The organism is Brucella gallinifaecis (assembly GCF_006476605.1).
Classification (GTDB): Bacteria; Pseudomonadota; Alphaproteobacteria; order Rhizobiales; family Rhizobiaceae; genus Brucella; species Brucella gallinifaecis.
Genome location: NZ_ML636801.1, coordinates 380,882 through 398,119 on the forward strand (window position 1 = coordinate 380,882; position 17,238 = coordinate 398,119).

The window sequence follows — 17,238 nt, forward strand, 5'->3', positions numbered from 1 at the left end:
AACCCCGGTGTCATATGCTGGGGTTTTTCCTATATTGGGTCAAGACGAATCGGCCCGGAGAATATCCCCATGCGCACTTATCTTGATCTTCTCCAGCACGTGCTCGACAATGGGGCGGATCGTGGTGATCGCACAGGGACGGGTACGCGGTCGGTCTTTGGCTATCAGATGCGCTATGATCTGGCTGAGGGATTTCCGGTTCTGACCACCAAGAAGCTGCATTTGCGCTCAATCATCCATGAGCTTTTGTGGTTTCTCAAAGGTGATACCAATATTGCCTATCTCAAGCAGAACGGTGTTTCGATCTGGGATGAATGGGCCGATGAGAACGGTGATCTTGGCCCGGTTTATGGCTATCAGTGGCGCTCATGGCCAGCACCTGATGGCCGCCACATTGATCAGATCGCTCAACTTTTGAAGATGTTGCGCGAAAATCCTCATTCAAGGCGTTTGATTGTATCCGCATGGAATCCGGCGCTGGTCGATGAAATGGCCTTGCCGCCATGTCATTGCCTGTTCCAGTTCTATGTTTCAAACGGCAAGCTATCTTGTCAGCTCTATCAGCGTTCGGCGGATATTTTCCTGGGCGTTCCGTTTAATATTGCATCCTATGCGCTGTTGACGATGATGATTGCGCAGGTGGTTGGTCTTGAGCCAGGCGATTTTGTGCATACGCTTGGGGATGCACATATTTACTCCAATCATTTTGAGCAGGCGCGATTGCAACTGACCCGCACACCAAAACCTTTGCCGAGAATGCATATCAACAGACAAGTGAAAGACTTGTTTGCCTTCCGTTTTGAAGATTTTGAGCTGGTCGGTTATGAAGCCGATCCAACAATCAAGGCGCCGATTGCGGTGTAAATGACCATGAGCAAAGTTGTTGTTTCGATTGTTGTGGCTGCGTCTGAAAATAATGTCATTGGCCGTGACAATGATATGCCCTGGAAGCTTTCTACAGACCTTAAGCGGTTTAAGGCATTGACCCTTGGCAAACCTGTCATAATGGGTCGCAGGACTTGGGAATCCATTGGGCGTCCTTTGCCGGGGCGACCTAATCTTGTGGTGAGCCGTGACACAGCTTTCAAAGCGGAGGGTGCGAGCGTTGTAAACTCGCTTGAGGCGGCGATTGAACTGGGGCGCAAGCTTGCGACCGAGTCGGGAGTGGATGAAATTTGCATTATCGGTGGCGGGAAAATTTATGCGCAGGCATTGCCGCTCGTTGATCAAGTGCACCTGACGCGCATTCTGGCAACAATTGATGGTGACACTTTTTTCCCTGCAATCGATTCGGAAATATGGCAACAAGTCAGTCTGGAAGAAGTGCCTGCGGGTGAGAAAGATAGTCACCCCACGCGCTATATCCGCTATGATCGGCGGGATATGTAAATTATAACGCAGGAAATTTGCTGCTTCACGTTGAAAGCGGCCCTCGCGATGCCTATAAAACGGTAACATTAGTTGATGGCGGGAAGCTGAACAGGTTTTCCGTCTCCCGGACGAGAGGTGAGGATGCCCTGGAGTAATCAGAATGGCGGCGGCGGTGGCCCATGGGGTGGCGGCGGCGACAATAATAATAATGGCGGCAAAGGCGGCGGCGGTCCTTGGGGGCAGGGGCCAAAAGGTCCACGCAATAGCGGCCAGAATACGCCTCCTGATCTTGAGGATATTCTTCGTAAAGGGCAGGATCGTCTGAAAAAAGTATTTCCGGGCGGCGGTGGCGGCAAGAGCGGCAGCAATCGCGGTGTGTTCTTCCTCATTGGTGCGGTGGTGCTTGGCCTTTGGCTTTACCAGTCCGTCTATACCGTGCAGCCAGACGAACTTGCTGTCGAACTTGTCTTTGGCAAGCCAAAGGCCGAAGTTTCCGAGCCTGGTTTGCATTTCCTTTTCTGGCCGGTCGAGACGGTTGAGAAGGCTCAGATCGTTGAAAAGCAGATCAATATCGGTGGTCAGGGATCGCGTAATGCAACGCAGGGCCTGATGCTGACCGGGGATCAGAACATCGTCAATGTTCAGTTCTCGGTTCTCTATCGTGTTTCCAACCCGCGCGATTATCTTTTCAATGTGGAAAGCCCTGATGACATGGTTCAACAGGTGTCAGAGAGTGCAATTCGTGAAATCGTTGGTCGCAGACCTGCGCAGGATGTGTTCCGTGATAATCGTGCCGCGATTGCCCAGAGCGTTCGTGAGATTATTCAGGCAACGCTTGATCGTTATAATGCCGGTATCCAGATCAATGCAGTTTCTATCGAGGATGCAGCACCGCCGCGTGAAGTGGCCGATGCGTTTGATGAAGTGCAGCGTGCTGAACAGGATGAAGATCGCTTTGTAGAAGAGTCGAACCAGTATTCAAACCAGAGGCTTGGTCAGGCGCGCGGTGAAGCAGCCCAGCTTCGTGAAGAAGCCGCAGCTTATAAGAATCGTGTTGTGCAGGAAGCGGAAGGTGAGGCTCAGCGCTTTACCTCTGTCCATGAACAATATGTGAAGGCGCCGGAAGTGACGCGCAATCGTCTGTTCCTCGAAACCATGGAAGAGGTGCTCGGCAGCACCAAGAAGGTTATCGTGGAAGCGGGTAAGGATGTTGTTCCATATCTTCCTTTGAGTGAACTTATGCGTCAGCAGCCGCGTTCGGGTGCAAATGATGCAACGACGAATAGCGGAGGTAACTAATCATGGCCAGTAACAGGCTTCCGTTTATTGTCGGCATTATTGCCGTTGTTGCTTTTGCTATTTATTCGTCGATCTTCATCGTCAATGAACGCCAGCAGGCAATTGTTCTGCGTTTTGGTCAGATCGTTGATGTGAAGACCGATCCGGGCATTTATTTCAAATTGCCGTTCGGTTTTCTTGATGCCGATACGGTTCAGTTGATTGATGATCGTTTGCTGCGCTTTGACCTTGACGATATCCGCGTTCAGGTCTCGGGCGGCAAGTTTTATGACGTTGATGCGTTCCTTGTTTACCGCATTACCGATCCGCGTAAATTCCGCGAAACGGTTTCGGGTAGCACTCTTCTTGCAGAACAGCGTCTTCGTACCCGTCTGGATGCTGCATTGCGTGGCGTTTATGGTCAGCGTGGCTTTGAAGCCGCTCTCTCCGAAGAGCGTGGCGATATGATGCGTGAGGTTGCCAACCAGCTTCGTGCTGATGCGACATCGCTTGGCATTACGATTGAAGATGTTCGCATTCGTCGTACAGATCTGACGGCGGAAGTTTCGCAGCAGACCTATGATCGCATGAAGGCAGAACGCCTTGCGGAAGCCGAGCGTCTGCGTGCACGAGGCCGTGAAGCAGCACAGCGTATTCGCGCTATTGCTGATCGTCAGGTTGTTGAAGCTCTCGCTGAGGCGCGTAAGGAATCAGAAATCCTTCGCGGTGAAGGCGAAGCGAAGCGCAGTGAGATTTTTGCTGAATCTGCATCAAAGGATCCTGGCTTCTATGCTTTCTATCGTTCGATGGCTGCATACCGCAAGGCCCTTGAAACGCCGGATACAACATTGGTTATTTCGCCGGATTCGGAATTCTTCAAGTTCTTCCGCGATGCTGGCGGGAAACTCCCAACTCCGTCGCAGTAAGAGAGATTATCGCAGATGAGCGATTTTCTGGCCGCCGTAGGACTTCTCTTCGTATTTGAAGGGCTGCTCTACGGCGGCTTTCCTTTGATCGCCAAAAAGCTTGCACGCGATGCATCTGAGGCACCTGAAAGCATGTTACGCATTGCCGGGCTTTGCGCATTGGCAATCGGCGTCTTTATAGTCTGGCTTGTCAGGGGATAAGCCAGTTCATTTATTATATTTCTGCTCTCCACCCTATGCGGGGCCGTAAACAGGCCGTATTTTGCAGCGATCTAATCTTTTCGCTTTCTCATGCATAAAGAAACGGAGCGGAGTTTCATGGCAATTGCATCCAAGGCGGGTTTTGGCCGCACCCTTTTAGCAAGCGTTGCTCTTGGAGCGATTTGTCTTACTGGGACAGTTGCAATTGGTGTTTCTCCCTCTTTTGCTGAAGTGACAGCGCCTATACGGCAAGGGCCAGGCTCTGTGGCCGATCTTGCCGAAGGTCTGCTTGATACGGTGGTGAATATTTCAACATCGCAGACTGTCAAGGACGATGACGAGGACGATGGCGCTGTGCCAATGCCGCAAGTGCCGGAAGGGTCTCCGTTTCAGGAGTTCTTTAACGACTTTTTCAATGAAAAAGATGGTGACAAGAAAAGTGACTCACGCAAGGTGCAGTCGCTGGGTTCGGGTTTTGTGATTGATGCCGAAAAGGGTTTCATTGTTACCAATAATCACGTCATTGCCGATGCTGATGAGATCGAAGTCAATTTTGTCGACGGTTCCAAGCTGAAAGCGGAACTGGTTGGCAAGGATATCAAGACGGATCTTGCCGTGCTGAAAGTCGATCCGGGTAAGCGCCAGCTTAAATCTGTCGAATTTGGCAATTCTGATAAGGCCCGGATTGGCGACTGGGTGCTGGCAATCGGTAATCCGTTTGGTCTTGGCGGTACGGTCACTGCCGGTATTATTTCTGCCCGTAAGCGTGATATTCAGTCCGGTCCTTATGATGATTTTATCCAGACGGATGCATCCATCAATCGTGGTAATTCCGGTGGACCGTTGTTTGATATGAACGGCAAGGTGATCGGTATCAATACGGCGATTTATTCGCCGTCAGGTGGATCGATCGGTATTGGTTTTGCTATACCGGCTGAAATGGCCGTTGGTGTTATCGATCAGCTTAAAGAGTTTGGTGAAGTCCGCCGCGGCTGGCTTGGCGTTCGTATCCAGCCTGTGACCGATGATATAGCACAAAGTTTTGGTCTGAAAGACGCCAAGGGTGCCCTTATTGCGGGGCTGATTGAAAATTCAGGCGCAGATAACAAGGCTATCCAGGCGGGGGATATTGTGATCCGCTATGATGGCAAGCTGGTCGAACGTGCACGCGATCTACCGCGGCTGATTGCTGAAAGTGCTGTTGGTGATGAAGTTGAGGTCGTTGTTATACGCGACGGCAAAGAGCAGACTGTCAGGGTCAAGCTCGGTCGTTTGATCGAGGACGATAAGAGCACTGAAGAAGCAATCGAAGATCAGGCTCCTCCACCAGACATGGAGGAGGGGGAAGAAGGGCAGGAAGCGCCCGAGATTACAGAGCCTGATAGCCAGAAGAACGAGCAGCAAGAGCAGGTTGCGCTAACGGTTCTTGGCATGAAGCTTGCGGCAATTGACGATGATGTCCGCGGTGAATTTGGTATTGCTGAAGATGTCGAAGGCGTCGCTGTTCTTCATGTCATACCCGGATCGGCTGCGGGTGAAAAGCGCGTTGAAACGGGTGATGTGATTGTTGATATCGGTCAGGTTACGGTCAAGACGCCTGATGATGTGAAAAAGCGGATCGATGCGTTGCGCCGCGAGGGCCGAAAGAACGCATTGCTGATGCTGGCCTCGCGTTCTGGCGAGTTACGATTTGTGACAATCCGTATCGATTAAGCTTGAATGGTGTTGAAATGTAAAAGGCGCCGCAGAATATTGCGACGCCTTTTTGATAGGTTCTTAATCCCTTAAGGGATTTGGTTCTGAATATGATTCAGACAATCTATTCGACAAAATCCGATTTGCGATAGCCTTGAATATAGAGAAGCGCAGTGAGATCGCCATGGTCAATGCGCATTTTGGCCTGTGCTGCGACTGCTGGCTTGGCATGAAGCGCAACGCCAGTTCCGGCAAGCTGGATCATGCCGAGATCATTGGCACCGTCGCCCACTGCGATTGCATCTTGTGGTGTGAGACCAAGACGCTCCGCGATTTCAAGCAGTTTTTCGACCTTTGCCTCACGCCCGAGAATCGGATCTGAAACCGTGCCGCTTAGATGGGTGCCATCATGCAGGAGCGTGTTGGCCCGGTCTTCATTGAAGCCGATCATCTCTGCAACGCGTTTTGTGAAGGATGTGAAACCACCGGATACAAGTGCTGTATATGCACCGTGTTTGCGCATGGTGCGCACCAGTTCAACGCCACCTGGCATCAGCGAAATGCGGGTTGAGATAACCTTGTCGATAACCGTGAGGGGCAAGCCTCTGAGAAGTGCAACACGTTCACGAAGAGCGGGTTCAAATTCGATTTCGCCATTCATTGCCCGGGCAGTAATGGCGGCAACATGTTCACGCAGGCCTGCTTCTTCTGCGAGTTCATCAATGCATTCCTGCTGGATCATGGTGGAATCCATGTCTGCAATCAGAATTTTCTTGCGTCTGCTGTCCTGTTCCTGCACCACGACATCAATTGGTGAACCATCAAGGCTATTTCGCAATGCGAGACTGGCTTCTTCATGGCTGATTGTGGATGGCAGTGCTATGTCACAGGCAATGCCATCGGCCAGCCAGTAAAGTCCGGTTGCATTCACTGATGCCGCGGCTTTAATCCCGAGTGAAGGAACAAGCTGTTCTTTGGCCGGGTTGGCAATCAGTGTAGCAATAAGGGGAACGGATCGAGACATGAGGAGCATTTCCTGCGATGAGTGAAGCGGCAAAGGGTGCAATCTTGATAGCTGGACCGACAGCCAGCGGCAAGTCGGCTCTTGCTCTTCATTTGGCAAAGAAGACCGGTGGTTTCATCGTAAATACCGATTCCATGCAGGTTTATGATGTGCTCAATCTTTTGAGCGCCCGTCCGCAGGCTGATGAATTGCGTGAAGCTGCGCATTATCTTTATGGCCATATTTCTCCGTCTGTCTCTTATTCGACCGGCAAATGGTTTAATGATGTGCAGGCGTTACTGTTGCGCCGTGATCTTAAAGGCCGCACACCGATCTTTGTTGGTGGTACGGGATTGTATTTTCGTGCTCTTTTGGGTGGACTTTCACAAATGCCGGAAGTGCCGGTTGAGGTGCGTGATTATTGGCGCAACCGAATGAGCATGGAAGGTGCGGAAGCTCTTCATGCCATGCTCCTGAAACGTGATCCTGAAATCGCCGTCACCTTACGCTCTACTGACACTCAGCGCATTGTGCGGGCTCTGGAAGTATTTGAGGGAACCGGTAAATCTTTGCTGCACTGGCAGCAAGCAACAGGAACGGCCCTGGTCGATAATGCGAGTGCAACCAGGATTGTGTTGTTACCCGATCGAAAATGGCTGGGTGAGAGGATTGCGCAGCGCTTTAATTTTATGTGGGATCATGGTGCGCTTGAAGAAGTGCGTGCATTAATGGCGCTGAACCTCGATCCGGCGTTGCCGGCGTTAAAAGCGATTGGCGTGCGTGAGATTTCAGCGTTTTTTGCCGGTGATATGACGCGTGAGCGAGCCATTGAGCTTTCTGTTATTGCCACGCGTCAATATGCCAAACGGCAATCGACATGGTTCCGAAACCAGCTTGATGAGAGCTGGATGAGGTATAATTCCAGTGATGAAGCGCTTGAAAGGCAATAATCTTATCGAGAAGACCTGTTATATATAAGAAAATATCGCATTTTGTGCATTTTCGCGTTGACTGTGCGATTTTCGCTGATTAGTCTCGCCGCCATGAACAGAACAGCTCTTATTCTTGTGGTACGTACGCGCATGGGCAGGATGGTGTAACCATCCGGCGAAAGCTCCCATGCGCGAAAGACAGGCTCCCTCGGGGGCCTTTTTTGTTATCCAAACACCAACGAAATTGAATATGTAAAGCAGACGGGAAGTGACGACGATGACGGCAGCAAAAAGCGAGGCGGCAACGATCTCCGCAGGACAACGTGAAATGACCGGCGCGGAAATGGTCGTTCAGGCCATGATTGATCATGGCGTGGAACATCTTTTCGGCTATCCGGGCGGTGCCGTACTTCCGATCTATGACGAAATTTTTCAGCAGGACAAGGTTGAACATATTCTGGTTCGTCATGAGCAGGGCGCAGGCCATGCTGCTGAAGGCTATGCGCGTTCAACCGGCAAGGTTGGCGTTATGCTGGTAACATCGGGTCCGGGTGCCACCAATGCGGTCACACCGTTGCAGGATGCCTTGATGGACTCGATTCCGCTGGTTTGCATTTCCGGTCAGGTTCCGACATCGTTGATCGGCTCGGATGGTTTTCAGGAAGCGGACACCGTCGGCATCACCCGTCCTTGCACAAAGCACAATTGGCTGGTTCGGGACGTCAATGATCTTTCGCGTGTTCTGCACGAAGCGTTTCATATTGCGTCTACGGGTCGTCCGGGTCCGGTTCTGGTTGATATTCCAAAGGATATTCAGTTTGCGACCGGCATTTATACGCCTCCGCAGACCGCGCCACGCACCAGTTATCGCCCAACCATTGAAGGCGACAAGGCGGCAATTGCGCAGGCTGTTGAAATGTTGTTGAGCGCCAGGAAGCCTGTTATTTATTCCGGTGGTGGCGTTATCAATTCCGGGCCAGCCGCAACAAAACTGTTGCGTGAACTGGTTGAGATCAGCGATTTCCCGATCACATCAACCTTGATGGGACTGGGTGCCTATCCTGCATCGGGCAAAAACTGGCTTGGTATGCTGGGCATGCATGGCACTTATGAAGCCAACATGACGATGCATGATTGCGATGTCATGCTGTGCATTGGTGCGCGGTTTGATGACCGTATCACGGGCCGTCTTAATGCTTTCGCGCCGCATTCGCGCAAGATTCATATCGATATTGATCCATCGTCCATTAACAAGAATGTTCGCGTTGATGTGCCGATTATCGGTGATGTCGCCCATGTTCTGGAAGATATTGTTCGCCAGTTTCGCGCTGCCTCCAAAAAGCCGGATGCAAACGCGATTGGTGCATGGTGGGAGCAGATTGACCGCTGGCGTGCGCGTCAATCGCTGGCCTATACATCGAACAAAGACATTATCATGCCGCAATATGCATTGCAGCGCCTGAACGAACTGACGAAAGGTCGCGATACCTACATTACGACTGAAGTTGGCCAGCATCAGATGTGGGCAGCGCAATTCATGGATTTTGAAGCGCCAAATCGCTGGATGACATCGGGCGGTCTTGGCACCATGGGCTATGGACTGCCAGCGGCTCTGGGTGTTCAGATTGCTCATCCTGATGCGCTGGTTATCGATATTGCGGGTGATGCATCGATCCAGATGTGTATTCAGGAAATGTCGGCTGCCATTCAGTATAATGCTCCGATCAAGATATTTATTCTGAATAATCAATATATGGGCATGGTTCGTCAGTGGCAGCAATTATTGCATGGCAATCGTCTGTCGCATTCCTACACGGAGGCAATGCCAGATTTCGTCAAGCTTGCAGAAGCTTACGGCGCCCATGGCATTCGTTGTGACAAGCCAGCCTTGCTTGATGATGCAATCATGGAAATGATCGAAGTCAACAAGCCGGTTATCTTTGATTGCCGTGTTGCCAATCTTGCCAATTGCTTCCCGATGATCCCGTCTGGCAAGGCGCATAATGAAATGTTGTTGCCTGATGAAGCGACTGATGAAGCTGTTGCAAATGCTATTGACGCCAAGGGCCGTTCCCTCGTCTGATCCGGAGTAAAAAACATGAATGCACAAAATCTAGCATCCGGCTCGGCATATTTCATTGCAGCCGATACCCAGACACCAGAAACGCATACGCTTTCGGTTCTCGTTGATAACGAACCGGGTGTTCTGGCTCGCGTGATTGGCCTGTTTTCTGGCCGTGGCTATAATATTGAAAGTCTCACTGTTTCTGAAACAGAGCATGAGCAGCATCTGTCACGTATTACGATTGTAACGCGTGGCACGCCCAGCGTACTTGATCAGATACGGCATCAGCTTGAGCGTATCGTGCCGGTGCATCGGGTGGTCGATATGACTTATCGTGCTGCCGAGCTTGGTCATGAACGTCCGATCGAGCGTGAGCTTGCGCTGATCAAGGTTGCAGGCAAGGGGGAGGCTCGTGCCGAAACGCTGAGGTTGACTGATGCTTTCAACGCGAAGATCGTGGATGCGACAACCGAGCATTTTATTGTCGAGATTACCGGGAAAACGGCCAAGATTGATCAGTTCATTTCGCTGATGAAGCCGCTTGGTCTGGTGGAAATCTGCCGGACTGGTGTGGCTGCAATGAATCGTGGTCCACAGGGCTTATAGACTGATTATAGGCTGATGAATTGAAAGAGCCGGCGCAGCAATCTGGTTGCGCCGGTTTTTATGTCGGCATTTTGATCACGGTTTGATCTTGTCTTTGAGTGCCGAATCCTGTCTGAACAGGGAATGCAGTTTTCACCGGAACAGGATCAGGCTTTAAAAGCCGTTGGCAAGTGGCTGAAGGAAGGGCGTTCACCTATCTTCAGACTGTTTGGTTATGCCGGAACAGGCAAGACCACACTTGCACGTTATTTTGCCGAGCATGTGGATGGCGATGTGCAGTTTGCAGCCTTTACCGGCAAGGCAGCGCAGGTACTGCGTTCAAAGGGGGCAAACAATGCCCGTACGCTGCATTCGTTGATTTATCGCCCACGTGGTGAAGAAGCCATTGAGGATGAAACGACCGGCAAGACATCAATTGCGCCGACCTTTTCGCTCAACAGGCAAAGTCCCGTTGCCAAGGCTGCACTGATTGTTGTTGACGAATGTTCCATGGTGGATGAGCAGCTTGGCCGCGACCTGATGACATTTGGAACACCTATTCTGGTGCTGGGTGATCCGGGTCAGTTGCCGCCGATTTCCGGTGGCGGTTTCTTTACAGAGCATGAACCGGATTATCTGCTGACCGAAATTCATCGTCAGGCACGTGATAATCCGATCATCCGTATGGCGCTGGATGTTCGTGAGGGCAGGGAACTCAGCTATTGCGATGAGGGCCGTGCAAAAATCATTTCCAAATCTGAGGTCAATCAGGATCTGGTGCTTTCTGCCGATCAGGTTCTTGTGGGGACTAACCGCACGCGCAAGCGCTATAATCAGCGTTTACGTGAGCTGAAGGGCTTTACTGCCGATTATCCGCAGGCAGGTGACAAGCTGGTCTGTCTGCGCAATGATCCTGCCAAGGGCTTGCTGAATGGTTCTCTGTGGAAGGTGATGACCTCATCCAAGGAGACTGTCAAACCCGGTATTAATCTGCTGGTGTCACCGGAAGATGAAGATCGTGGTGTGGCCAAGATCAAGCTTCTCAAAGCACAGTTTGAAGATCCCGATGCTGAAATTGCCTGGCAGATTAAAAAACGCTTTGATGATTTTGATTATGGCTATGCGCTGACTGTACACAAAGCTCAGGGCTCGCAGTGGGATAATGTTGTCCTGTTTGACGAAAGTTATGCTTTCCGCGACACCCGCGAACGCTGGTTGTATACAGCTATAACCCGCGCGGCAGAGCAGCTTACAATCGTCAAATAATTATTGGTCAGCGGGTTTGGCATTTAGCCATTCCCAAGCTTGCGGCTCCTCTTCGGCTTCAAAAGTCTTCATTTCGATGGAGAGGAATGGCTGCATCAGAGTAACGCTTGCCTGCACCCATAATGGTCCGCCGACAATTGCGTAACGCCGCAGATGGCGCAGTGATTTTGCTCTCATTGACAACATGCTTTCTGAAAAAGCAGATCCCCAATCAACGCCCTCATAGCCGGTCAGCCGAATGAGCAAGTCGATTTCATCATGACCTTCATAGGCTGCATCAAGCAGGCCATAAAGATTTTCGAGGGCAGCATCATCCAGATGCCCCTCAATTGCGAAGGCAAATACATCTTCACGATTGGTTGGAATGCGACGAACGACAGGAACGTCTTCATTACGCATCAGGATCTCCATTTTCTGAATATTGGCTTTGTCAAAATGTTATATGTTTTATTCGCCTAAACGCTTTCGGCATGGCAAAAGTTGCGTTTCGATGAGTAAAATTTCAGCGATCAATATATTGATGATTCATTGTGGTGTGCGAGCGGAAAGTACTGACATTTTTTACCAGTGCGGGATATAAAGCCATATCCTTATCTGTGGGAGCTATGCTCTATGCCTGCAAAACTGTCCGTCAATCTTAACGCTATAGCTATGTTGCGCAATCGCCGCGATCTTCCGTGGCCAAGTGTAACCGGGCTTGGTCGGGCAGCTCTTGCAGCCGGTGCTGCTGGTTTGACAGTGCATCCGCGTCCTGACCAGCGTCACATTCGTTTTTCTGATCTTGGCGAAATTCGTGCGCTTATTGATGATGAATATCCGCAGGCAGAGTTTAATATTGAAGGCTTTCCGACAGAAGCATTTCTTGATCTTGTTGAGAAACATCAGCCTGAGCAAGTGACGCTGGTGCCTGATGATCCGATGCAGGCGACGTCTGATCATGGCTGGGATTTTGAAACCAAATCCGATTATCTGGCTCCTATTGTCCAGCGTTTGAAGGCAAAGGGGATGCGTGTGTCGCTGTTCGCTGATCCTGACCCGATCGGTTATGAAAAAGCCAGGGCCATTGGTGCGGATCGTATTGAACTTTATACCGGACCCTATGGCGCGACCTATGATGACCCTGCTGCTGCAGCACGCGAACTGGGCCGTCTTGGTAAGGCTGCTGATGTTGCAACGACACTTGGGCTTGCAATCAATGCCGGGCACGATCTGACGGTTGCTAATCTGCCAGCGCTGGTTAAACAAGTGCCACAGCTAAGCGAGGTCTCCATCGGACATGGCTTGACTGCAGATGCGTTGATGTATGGTATGCCGGTTACGGTCAGTCGCTTTATTGCTGCGCTGGCCGGATAGGGATGCATAAATGCATGGATGCTTATCCACTTATGCCAAATATGCATTTGTGGGTGAGCATAACATTGTATAGACCGCGCATCTGATATTTTTGGACTGGAAGACTGGGTACGCAGGATCATCGAGAAACTGCCTCTATCCGGTCTAACCGGATGGGCACTGATTTTTTATTCTATAGCCAGTGTTTTTAATTGGCTGGCATTTTTTGGCGAAGCTTTTTCTTTTCTTTTTTCTTCAGATATAAAATTACGATCTCGTGAGGTGTTTACACATGAGCAGCGAGCATAGCGACCAGAACCAGCCGGTTGCTGATAAGGTACAGGCGGGTTCTCAGAACACGCTGCCGGTTGGTGTTACTCCCGAAAACGGCACTGCCTCTGAAGAAGATGATCATTCCAAAGACAGTATGAAAGTTCTGGTGCTGGGCGCATTGGGGGTTGTCTATGGTGATATTGGAACCAGTCCGATTTATGCATTTCGCGAGGCATTGCATGCAGCGACATCGGATGGATTTCTGGCCCGAAGCGATATTCTTGGTGTCGTTTCCCTGATCTTCTGGGCGCTTTTGCTGGTTGTCACGATCAAATATGTGATCTTCGTTCTGCGTGCCGACAATAATGGTGAAGGTGGTATTCTTTCTTTAATGGCACTGGTGCGTGCTGCCCTGAAAGGGCGGCCCGATGTCATTCTGGCTGCGGGTATTTGCGGTGCGGCACTGTTTTTTGGTGATGCAGTTATTACGCCCGCAATTTCGGTGCTCTCTGCTGTGGAGGGGGTGCAGATTGTTGCACCTCATATGACGCCCTTTGTAGTGCCGATCACACTGGTTATTCTGGTGGTGCTGTTTTCTATCCAGAGATATGGGACAGGAAAGGTTGCGATTGTTTTCGGGCCGATTATGGCGGTGTGGTTTCTGGCGCTTGGTGCTTCGGGCCTTTGGCACATCTTTGACGATCCGACGGTTATGGCGGCGCTCAATCCCTATTACGCGTTGCGTTTTCTTGTGGTCAGTCCCGGTGTGGCCTTTGTGACCGTTGGGGCGGTTTTTCTGGCTATGACGGGTGCCGAAGCGCTCTATGCCGATCTTGGCCATTTTGGGCGCAAGCCGATTGTGCGGGCATGGCTGTGGATTGTGTTCCCGTGTCTGTTGCTCAATTATTTCGGGCAGGCGGCATTCGTGCTTTCCCATGGTGAAGCGGCTGCTTTGCCTTTTTTCCAGATGATGCCTGAATTTGCGCTCTGGCCGATGGTGTTGCTTGCAACTGCTGCAACCGTGATTGCCAGTCAGGCGGTTATCAGTGGCGCGTTTTCCGTTGCGCGTCAGGCGGTGCAGCTAAATATCCTGCCACGTCTGGAAATTCAGCATACATCCGAAAAACTGCACGGGCAGATTTATATTCCGCGCGTTAATCTGCTGCTTGGCTTGACGGTGATCATTCTGGTGCTTGGGTTTGAGAAATCCAATAATCTGGCTTCGGCTTACGGTATTGCCGTGACCGGCAATATGCTGGTGACAACCGGATTGCTTTATTTTGTCATGACACGCATCTGGCACTGGCGTGTCAGTCGCGCATTGCCGATTATTATCGGCTTTCTGATCATTGATCTCCTTTTCTTCAGCGCCAATATTATCAAGGTGCAGGATGGTGGCTGGGCGTCGATGTTGTTTGCCGCAATTTTGGTAATCATCATGTGGACATGGGTGCGCGGCACGCGCCATTTGTTCCAGAAAACACGCAAGGCGGAAGTGCCGCTCGATCTGATCGTTGAGCAGATGAACAAGCGCCCTCCGATTATTGTTCCGGGCACGGCTGTGTTTCTGACAGGTGATCCCAAAAGTGCTCCAACTGCACTGATGCATAGTCTCAAACATTATAAGGTTTTGCATCAGAACAATGTGATTTTGACTGTGGTGACGGCTTCCAAACCATGGGTTTCAAGTGCTGACCGGGTGCGTGTCTCGCAATATAATGAACGTTTCATGCAGGTGAAACTGACTTTTGGCTATATGCAGCAGCCCAATATCCCGCGGGCATTGGGGCTTTGCCGCAGACTGGGATGGCAGTTCGATATTATGACGACATCATTTTTTCTGTCGCGTCGCTGGCTGAAAGCATCCGTACATTCGGAAATGCCGCTCTGGCAGGACAAGTTGTTTATTCTGCTGGCAAGGACCGCATCCGATGCAACGGAATATTTCCAGATTCCAACGGGGCGGGTTGTGGAAATCGGAACACAGGTGAATATCTGAGGTTTTGGCGATAAAATCTCTAAGGGCGTCTTCTCAGGAATTGATTCCAGAAGCCGCCCTTTCTTTTTGAATTTGCTGGTTTCTTTTTAACGTCCGCCGGTTCGTTCGGATCACAATTCTAAAATCTGCATGCGCTTTAAAAAATCCTGCTTGACGATAACGATATCCCGGACTAATAAACGGAACCGTACCGTACGGTACAAGGTGGAGGGATTAATCGGTGGCTGATATACGCGAAGAATTGCAGGCTCAGAAACAGCCGTCTTTTTCGCCGCGTCAGAACGAAGTTCTGGAGCAGGCGTTGCGCCTTCTTGTTGAGGGCGGAGATCGCGCTTTGACAACGGCAAGCATTGCCCGTGCCGCTAACTGCTCCAAGGAAAGCCTCTATAAATGGTTTGGTGACCGTGATGGTTTGCTGACTGCGATGGTCCGCTGGCAGGCATCCAAGGTTCGTGTCGTGCCCGTGGCGCGTGAGAAGCTGGATGCGGAATCGCTGTTTTCAAGTCTTGAGCATTTTGCCCGTGACTGGTTGCTGGTTCTGTCGGGGCGTACATCGGTTGCCCTGAACCGCCTTGCCGTCAGTCATTCTGCCTCTGGCAAGTCTGGATTGGGAGAGATCGTTCTCTCAAACGGTCCGGTTGCCATGGCCAGGCGTCTCAAGCCGGTCCTTGAAATGGGACAGGATGCGAAGCTTCTGGCTTTTGATGATATCGACGAAGCTTTTCGTGCATTTTTCGGGCTGGTTGTCCGCGATATGCAGATCCGGTTGCTGCTTGGCGACCGGCAGGAACTGACTGATGCGGAGGTTATCCGGGACGCCCGGCGGGCCACCAAGCAGTTTTTCGCTCTTTATGGAGCTTAGTTTTCTGCGGATACGAGGATGCTGCAGAGTAATCTGAATGAAGGGAATATTAAATGCGCGTTTATTATGATCGTGATGCAGACGTTAACCTGATCAAGTCGAAGAAGGTTGTGATCGTCGGTTATGGCAGCCAGGGTCGCGCTCATGCGCTGAACCTCAAGGATTCCGGTGCTGCCAATGTGCGCATCGCGCTTCGTGAAGGTTCGGCGACCGCCAAGAAGGCAGAAGCTGACGGCTTTGAAGTCATGAATGTTGCTGATGCAGCCAAGTGGGCAGACCTTTTGATGATGGCAACGCCTGATGAACTTCAGGCTGACATCTACAAGGAACATATTCAGGACAATATCCGTGATGGCGCCGCGATTGCTTTTGCCCACGGCCTTAATGTTCATTTTGGTCTGATTGAACCAAAGAAGTCCGTTGACGTTGTCATGATCGCACCAAAGGGTCCGGGCCATACGGTTCGCGGCGAATACCAGAAGGGCGGCGGCGTTCCTTGCCTTATCGCTATCCATCAGGATGCTTCGGGCAATGCCCATGACCTTGCTCTGTCCTATGCCTCCGGCGTTGGCGGCGGTCGTTCGGGCGTGATCGAAACCACTTTCAAGGAAGAATGCGAAACCGATCTGTTCGGTGAGCAGGCAGTTCTTTGCGGTGGCGTTGTTGAACTCATCCGCACTGGTTTTGAAGTGCTGGTCGAAGCTGGCTACGCACCGGAAATGGCTTACTTCGAGTGCCTGCATGAAATGAAGCTCATCGTAGACCTGATCTATGAAGGCGGCATTGCGAACATGAACTATTCGATTTCCAACACTGCTGAGTGGGGCGAATATGTCACTGGTCCACGTATCATCACTGCTGAAACCAAGGAAGAAATGAAGCGCGTTCTGAAGGATATTCAGACCGGCAAGTTTACTTCCGACTGGATGCAGGAATATCGTGCAGGTGCAGCACGCTTCAAGGGTATCCGTCGTAACAATGACAACCACCAGATCGAAGAAGTTGGTGAAAAGCTGCGTGGCATGATGCCATGGATCGCCGCGAACAAGCTCGTCGACAAGGCACGCAACTAAAAATCTGCGATATACAGGCTTTCGCTGTCTGCAAATGGCGCTTTGTTACGCTTACCTAGGCTCACATACTTTATGTATGCCCGCTCCGGTTCTCACAAAACACCATTTTCGAGTAGAGCGCCGTGCGCCCGAATGGGCGCACAAAGGTCGCTCTAATTTTAAAATAGGCGCATCAACTTATCCAAAAATCGAAAATGATTTTTGGGTCGATGCGTCGGCGAAAGACCTGAATCTTGCTAGATTTTGGGTGTTCGATGATCAGATAAAAAGAGGGGCGTTTCTTACGCCCCTTTGATGCATAGGGCTTTCGTCGTGTGAAACGTGGCGCACGAAAAGATCGCCTGATGCTTTTGGAATTTATGTTGTGTACGTCTTTT

At 50.9% G+C, this 17,238-nt stretch carries 16 protein-coding genes; 14 read left to right on the forward strand and 2 right to left on the reverse strand.

Annotated features, from left to right (window positions below; translation table 11 throughout):
- Window positions 1–69 precede the first annotated feature (69 nt).
- The 6 genes from FHY56_RS03965 (at window position 70) to FHY56_RS03990 (ending at window position 5,489) form a co-directional block, all read left to right on the forward strand.
- Complete coding sequence (locus tag FHY56_RS03965) at window positions 70–864, forward strand: thymidylate synthase (RefSeq protein WP_140903869.1); 795 nt, start codon at window positions 70–72, stop codon at window positions 862–864.
- 6 nt (window positions 865–870) lie between these two features.
- Window positions 871–1,389: a dihydrofolate reductase gene (locus FHY56_RS03970; protein ID WP_140903870.1), complete on the forward strand. Its 519-nt coding sequence runs from the start codon at window positions 871–873 to the stop codon at window positions 1,387–1,389.
- Window positions 1,390–1,512: 123 nt separating this feature from the next.
- Window positions 1,513–2,670 (forward strand): FtsH protease activity modulator HflK, encoded by a 1,158-nt coding sequence (hflK, locus tag FHY56_RS03975; protein ID WP_140903871.1) that lies wholly within the window; start codon window positions 1,513–1,515, stop codon window positions 2,668–2,670.
- Window positions 2,671–2,672: 2 nt separating this feature from the next.
- The gene (gene hflC, locus FHY56_RS03980; protein WP_140903872.1) at window positions 2,673–3,575 is read left to right on the forward strand and encodes a protease modulator HflC; all 903 of its coding nucleotides are present in this window, start codon (window positions 2,673–2,675) and stop codon (window positions 3,573–3,575) included.
- 15 nt (window positions 3,576–3,590) lie between these two features.
- Entirely contained in the window at window positions 3,591–3,776 is a 186-nt protein-coding gene (locus tag FHY56_RS03985; protein WP_140903873.1) for a DUF2065 domain-containing protein, read from the forward strand.
- 117 nt (window positions 3,777–3,893) lie between these two features.
- Window positions 3,894–5,489, forward strand: a complete 1,596-nt coding sequence (locus FHY56_RS03990; protein ID WP_140903874.1) for a Do family serine endopeptidase — start codon at window positions 3,894–3,896, stop codon at window positions 5,487–5,489.
- Window positions 5,490–5,595: 106 nt separating this feature from the next.
- Here the strand turns inward: FHY56_RS03990 and serB are convergent, their stop codons facing one another.
- On the reverse strand, window positions 5,596–6,495 hold the full coding sequence (serB, locus tag FHY56_RS03995; protein ID WP_140903875.1) for a phosphoserine phosphatase SerB: 900 nt from the start codon (window positions 6,493–6,495) through the stop codon (window positions 5,596–5,598).
- 17 nt (window positions 6,496–6,512) lie between these two features.
- Between serB and miaA the strand changes: the two genes are divergently transcribed.
- The 4 genes from miaA (at window position 6,513) to FHY56_RS04015 (ending at window position 11,322) form a co-directional block, all read left to right on the forward strand.
- Window positions 6,513–7,424: a tRNA (adenosine(37)-N6)-dimethylallyltransferase MiaA gene (miaA, locus tag FHY56_RS04000; protein WP_140903876.1), complete on the forward strand. Its 912-nt coding sequence runs from the start codon at window positions 6,513–6,515 to the stop codon at window positions 7,422–7,424.
- Window positions 7,425–7,683: 259 nt separating this feature from the next.
- Complete coding sequence (locus FHY56_RS04005) at window positions 7,684–9,489, forward strand: acetolactate synthase 3 large subunit (protein WP_193556757.1); 1,806 nt, start codon at window positions 7,684–7,686, stop codon at window positions 9,487–9,489.
- Between the two features lie 15 nt (window positions 9,490–9,504).
- Window positions 9,505–10,077 carry an acetolactate synthase small subunit gene (gene ilvN, locus FHY56_RS04010; protein WP_140903877.1) on the forward strand — a complete coding sequence of 191 codons (573 nt, stop codon included), beginning with the start codon at window positions 9,505–9,507 and terminating at the stop codon, window positions 10,075–10,077.
- Between the two features lie 123 nt (window positions 10,078–10,200).
- Window positions 10,201–11,322, forward strand: a complete 1,122-nt coding sequence (locus FHY56_RS04015) for an ATP-dependent DNA helicase (RefSeq protein ID WP_140903878.1) — start codon at window positions 10,201–10,203, stop codon at window positions 11,320–11,322.
- Here FHY56_RS04015 and FHY56_RS04020 read toward each other — a convergent pair whose 3' ends face one another.
- On the reverse strand, window positions 11,323–11,721 hold the full coding sequence (locus FHY56_RS04020) for a SpoIIAA family protein (protein WP_140903879.1): 399 nt from the start codon (window positions 11,719–11,721) through the stop codon (window positions 11,323–11,325).
- A gap of 213 nt (window positions 11,722–11,934) precedes the next feature.
- Between FHY56_RS04020 and FHY56_RS04025 the strand changes: the two genes are divergently transcribed.
- From FHY56_RS04025 to ilvC, 4 genes are all read left to right on the forward strand, one after another.
- Window positions 11,935–12,675, forward strand: coding sequence for a pyridoxine 5'-phosphate synthase (locus FHY56_RS04025; protein ID WP_140903880.1), 741 nt, complete (start codon window positions 11,935–11,937; stop codon window positions 12,673–12,675).
- A 406-nt stretch (window positions 12,676–13,081) separates the two neighbouring features.
- Window positions 13,082–14,926: a potassium transporter Kup gene (locus FHY56_RS04030; protein ID WP_235889423.1), complete on the forward strand. Its 1,845-nt coding sequence runs from the start codon at window positions 13,082–13,084 to the stop codon at window positions 14,924–14,926.
- 220 nt (window positions 14,927–15,146) lie between these two features.
- Entirely contained in the window at window positions 15,147–15,788 is a 642-nt protein-coding gene (locus FHY56_RS04035) for a TetR/AcrR family transcriptional regulator (protein WP_140903882.1), read from the forward strand.
- A gap of 53 nt (window positions 15,789–15,841) precedes the next feature.
- Complete coding sequence (gene ilvC, locus FHY56_RS04040; RefSeq protein WP_140903883.1) at window positions 15,842–16,861, forward strand: ketol-acid reductoisomerase; 1,020 nt, start codon at window positions 15,842–15,844, stop codon at window positions 16,859–16,861.
- Window positions 16,862–17,238: the final 377 nt, after the last annotated feature.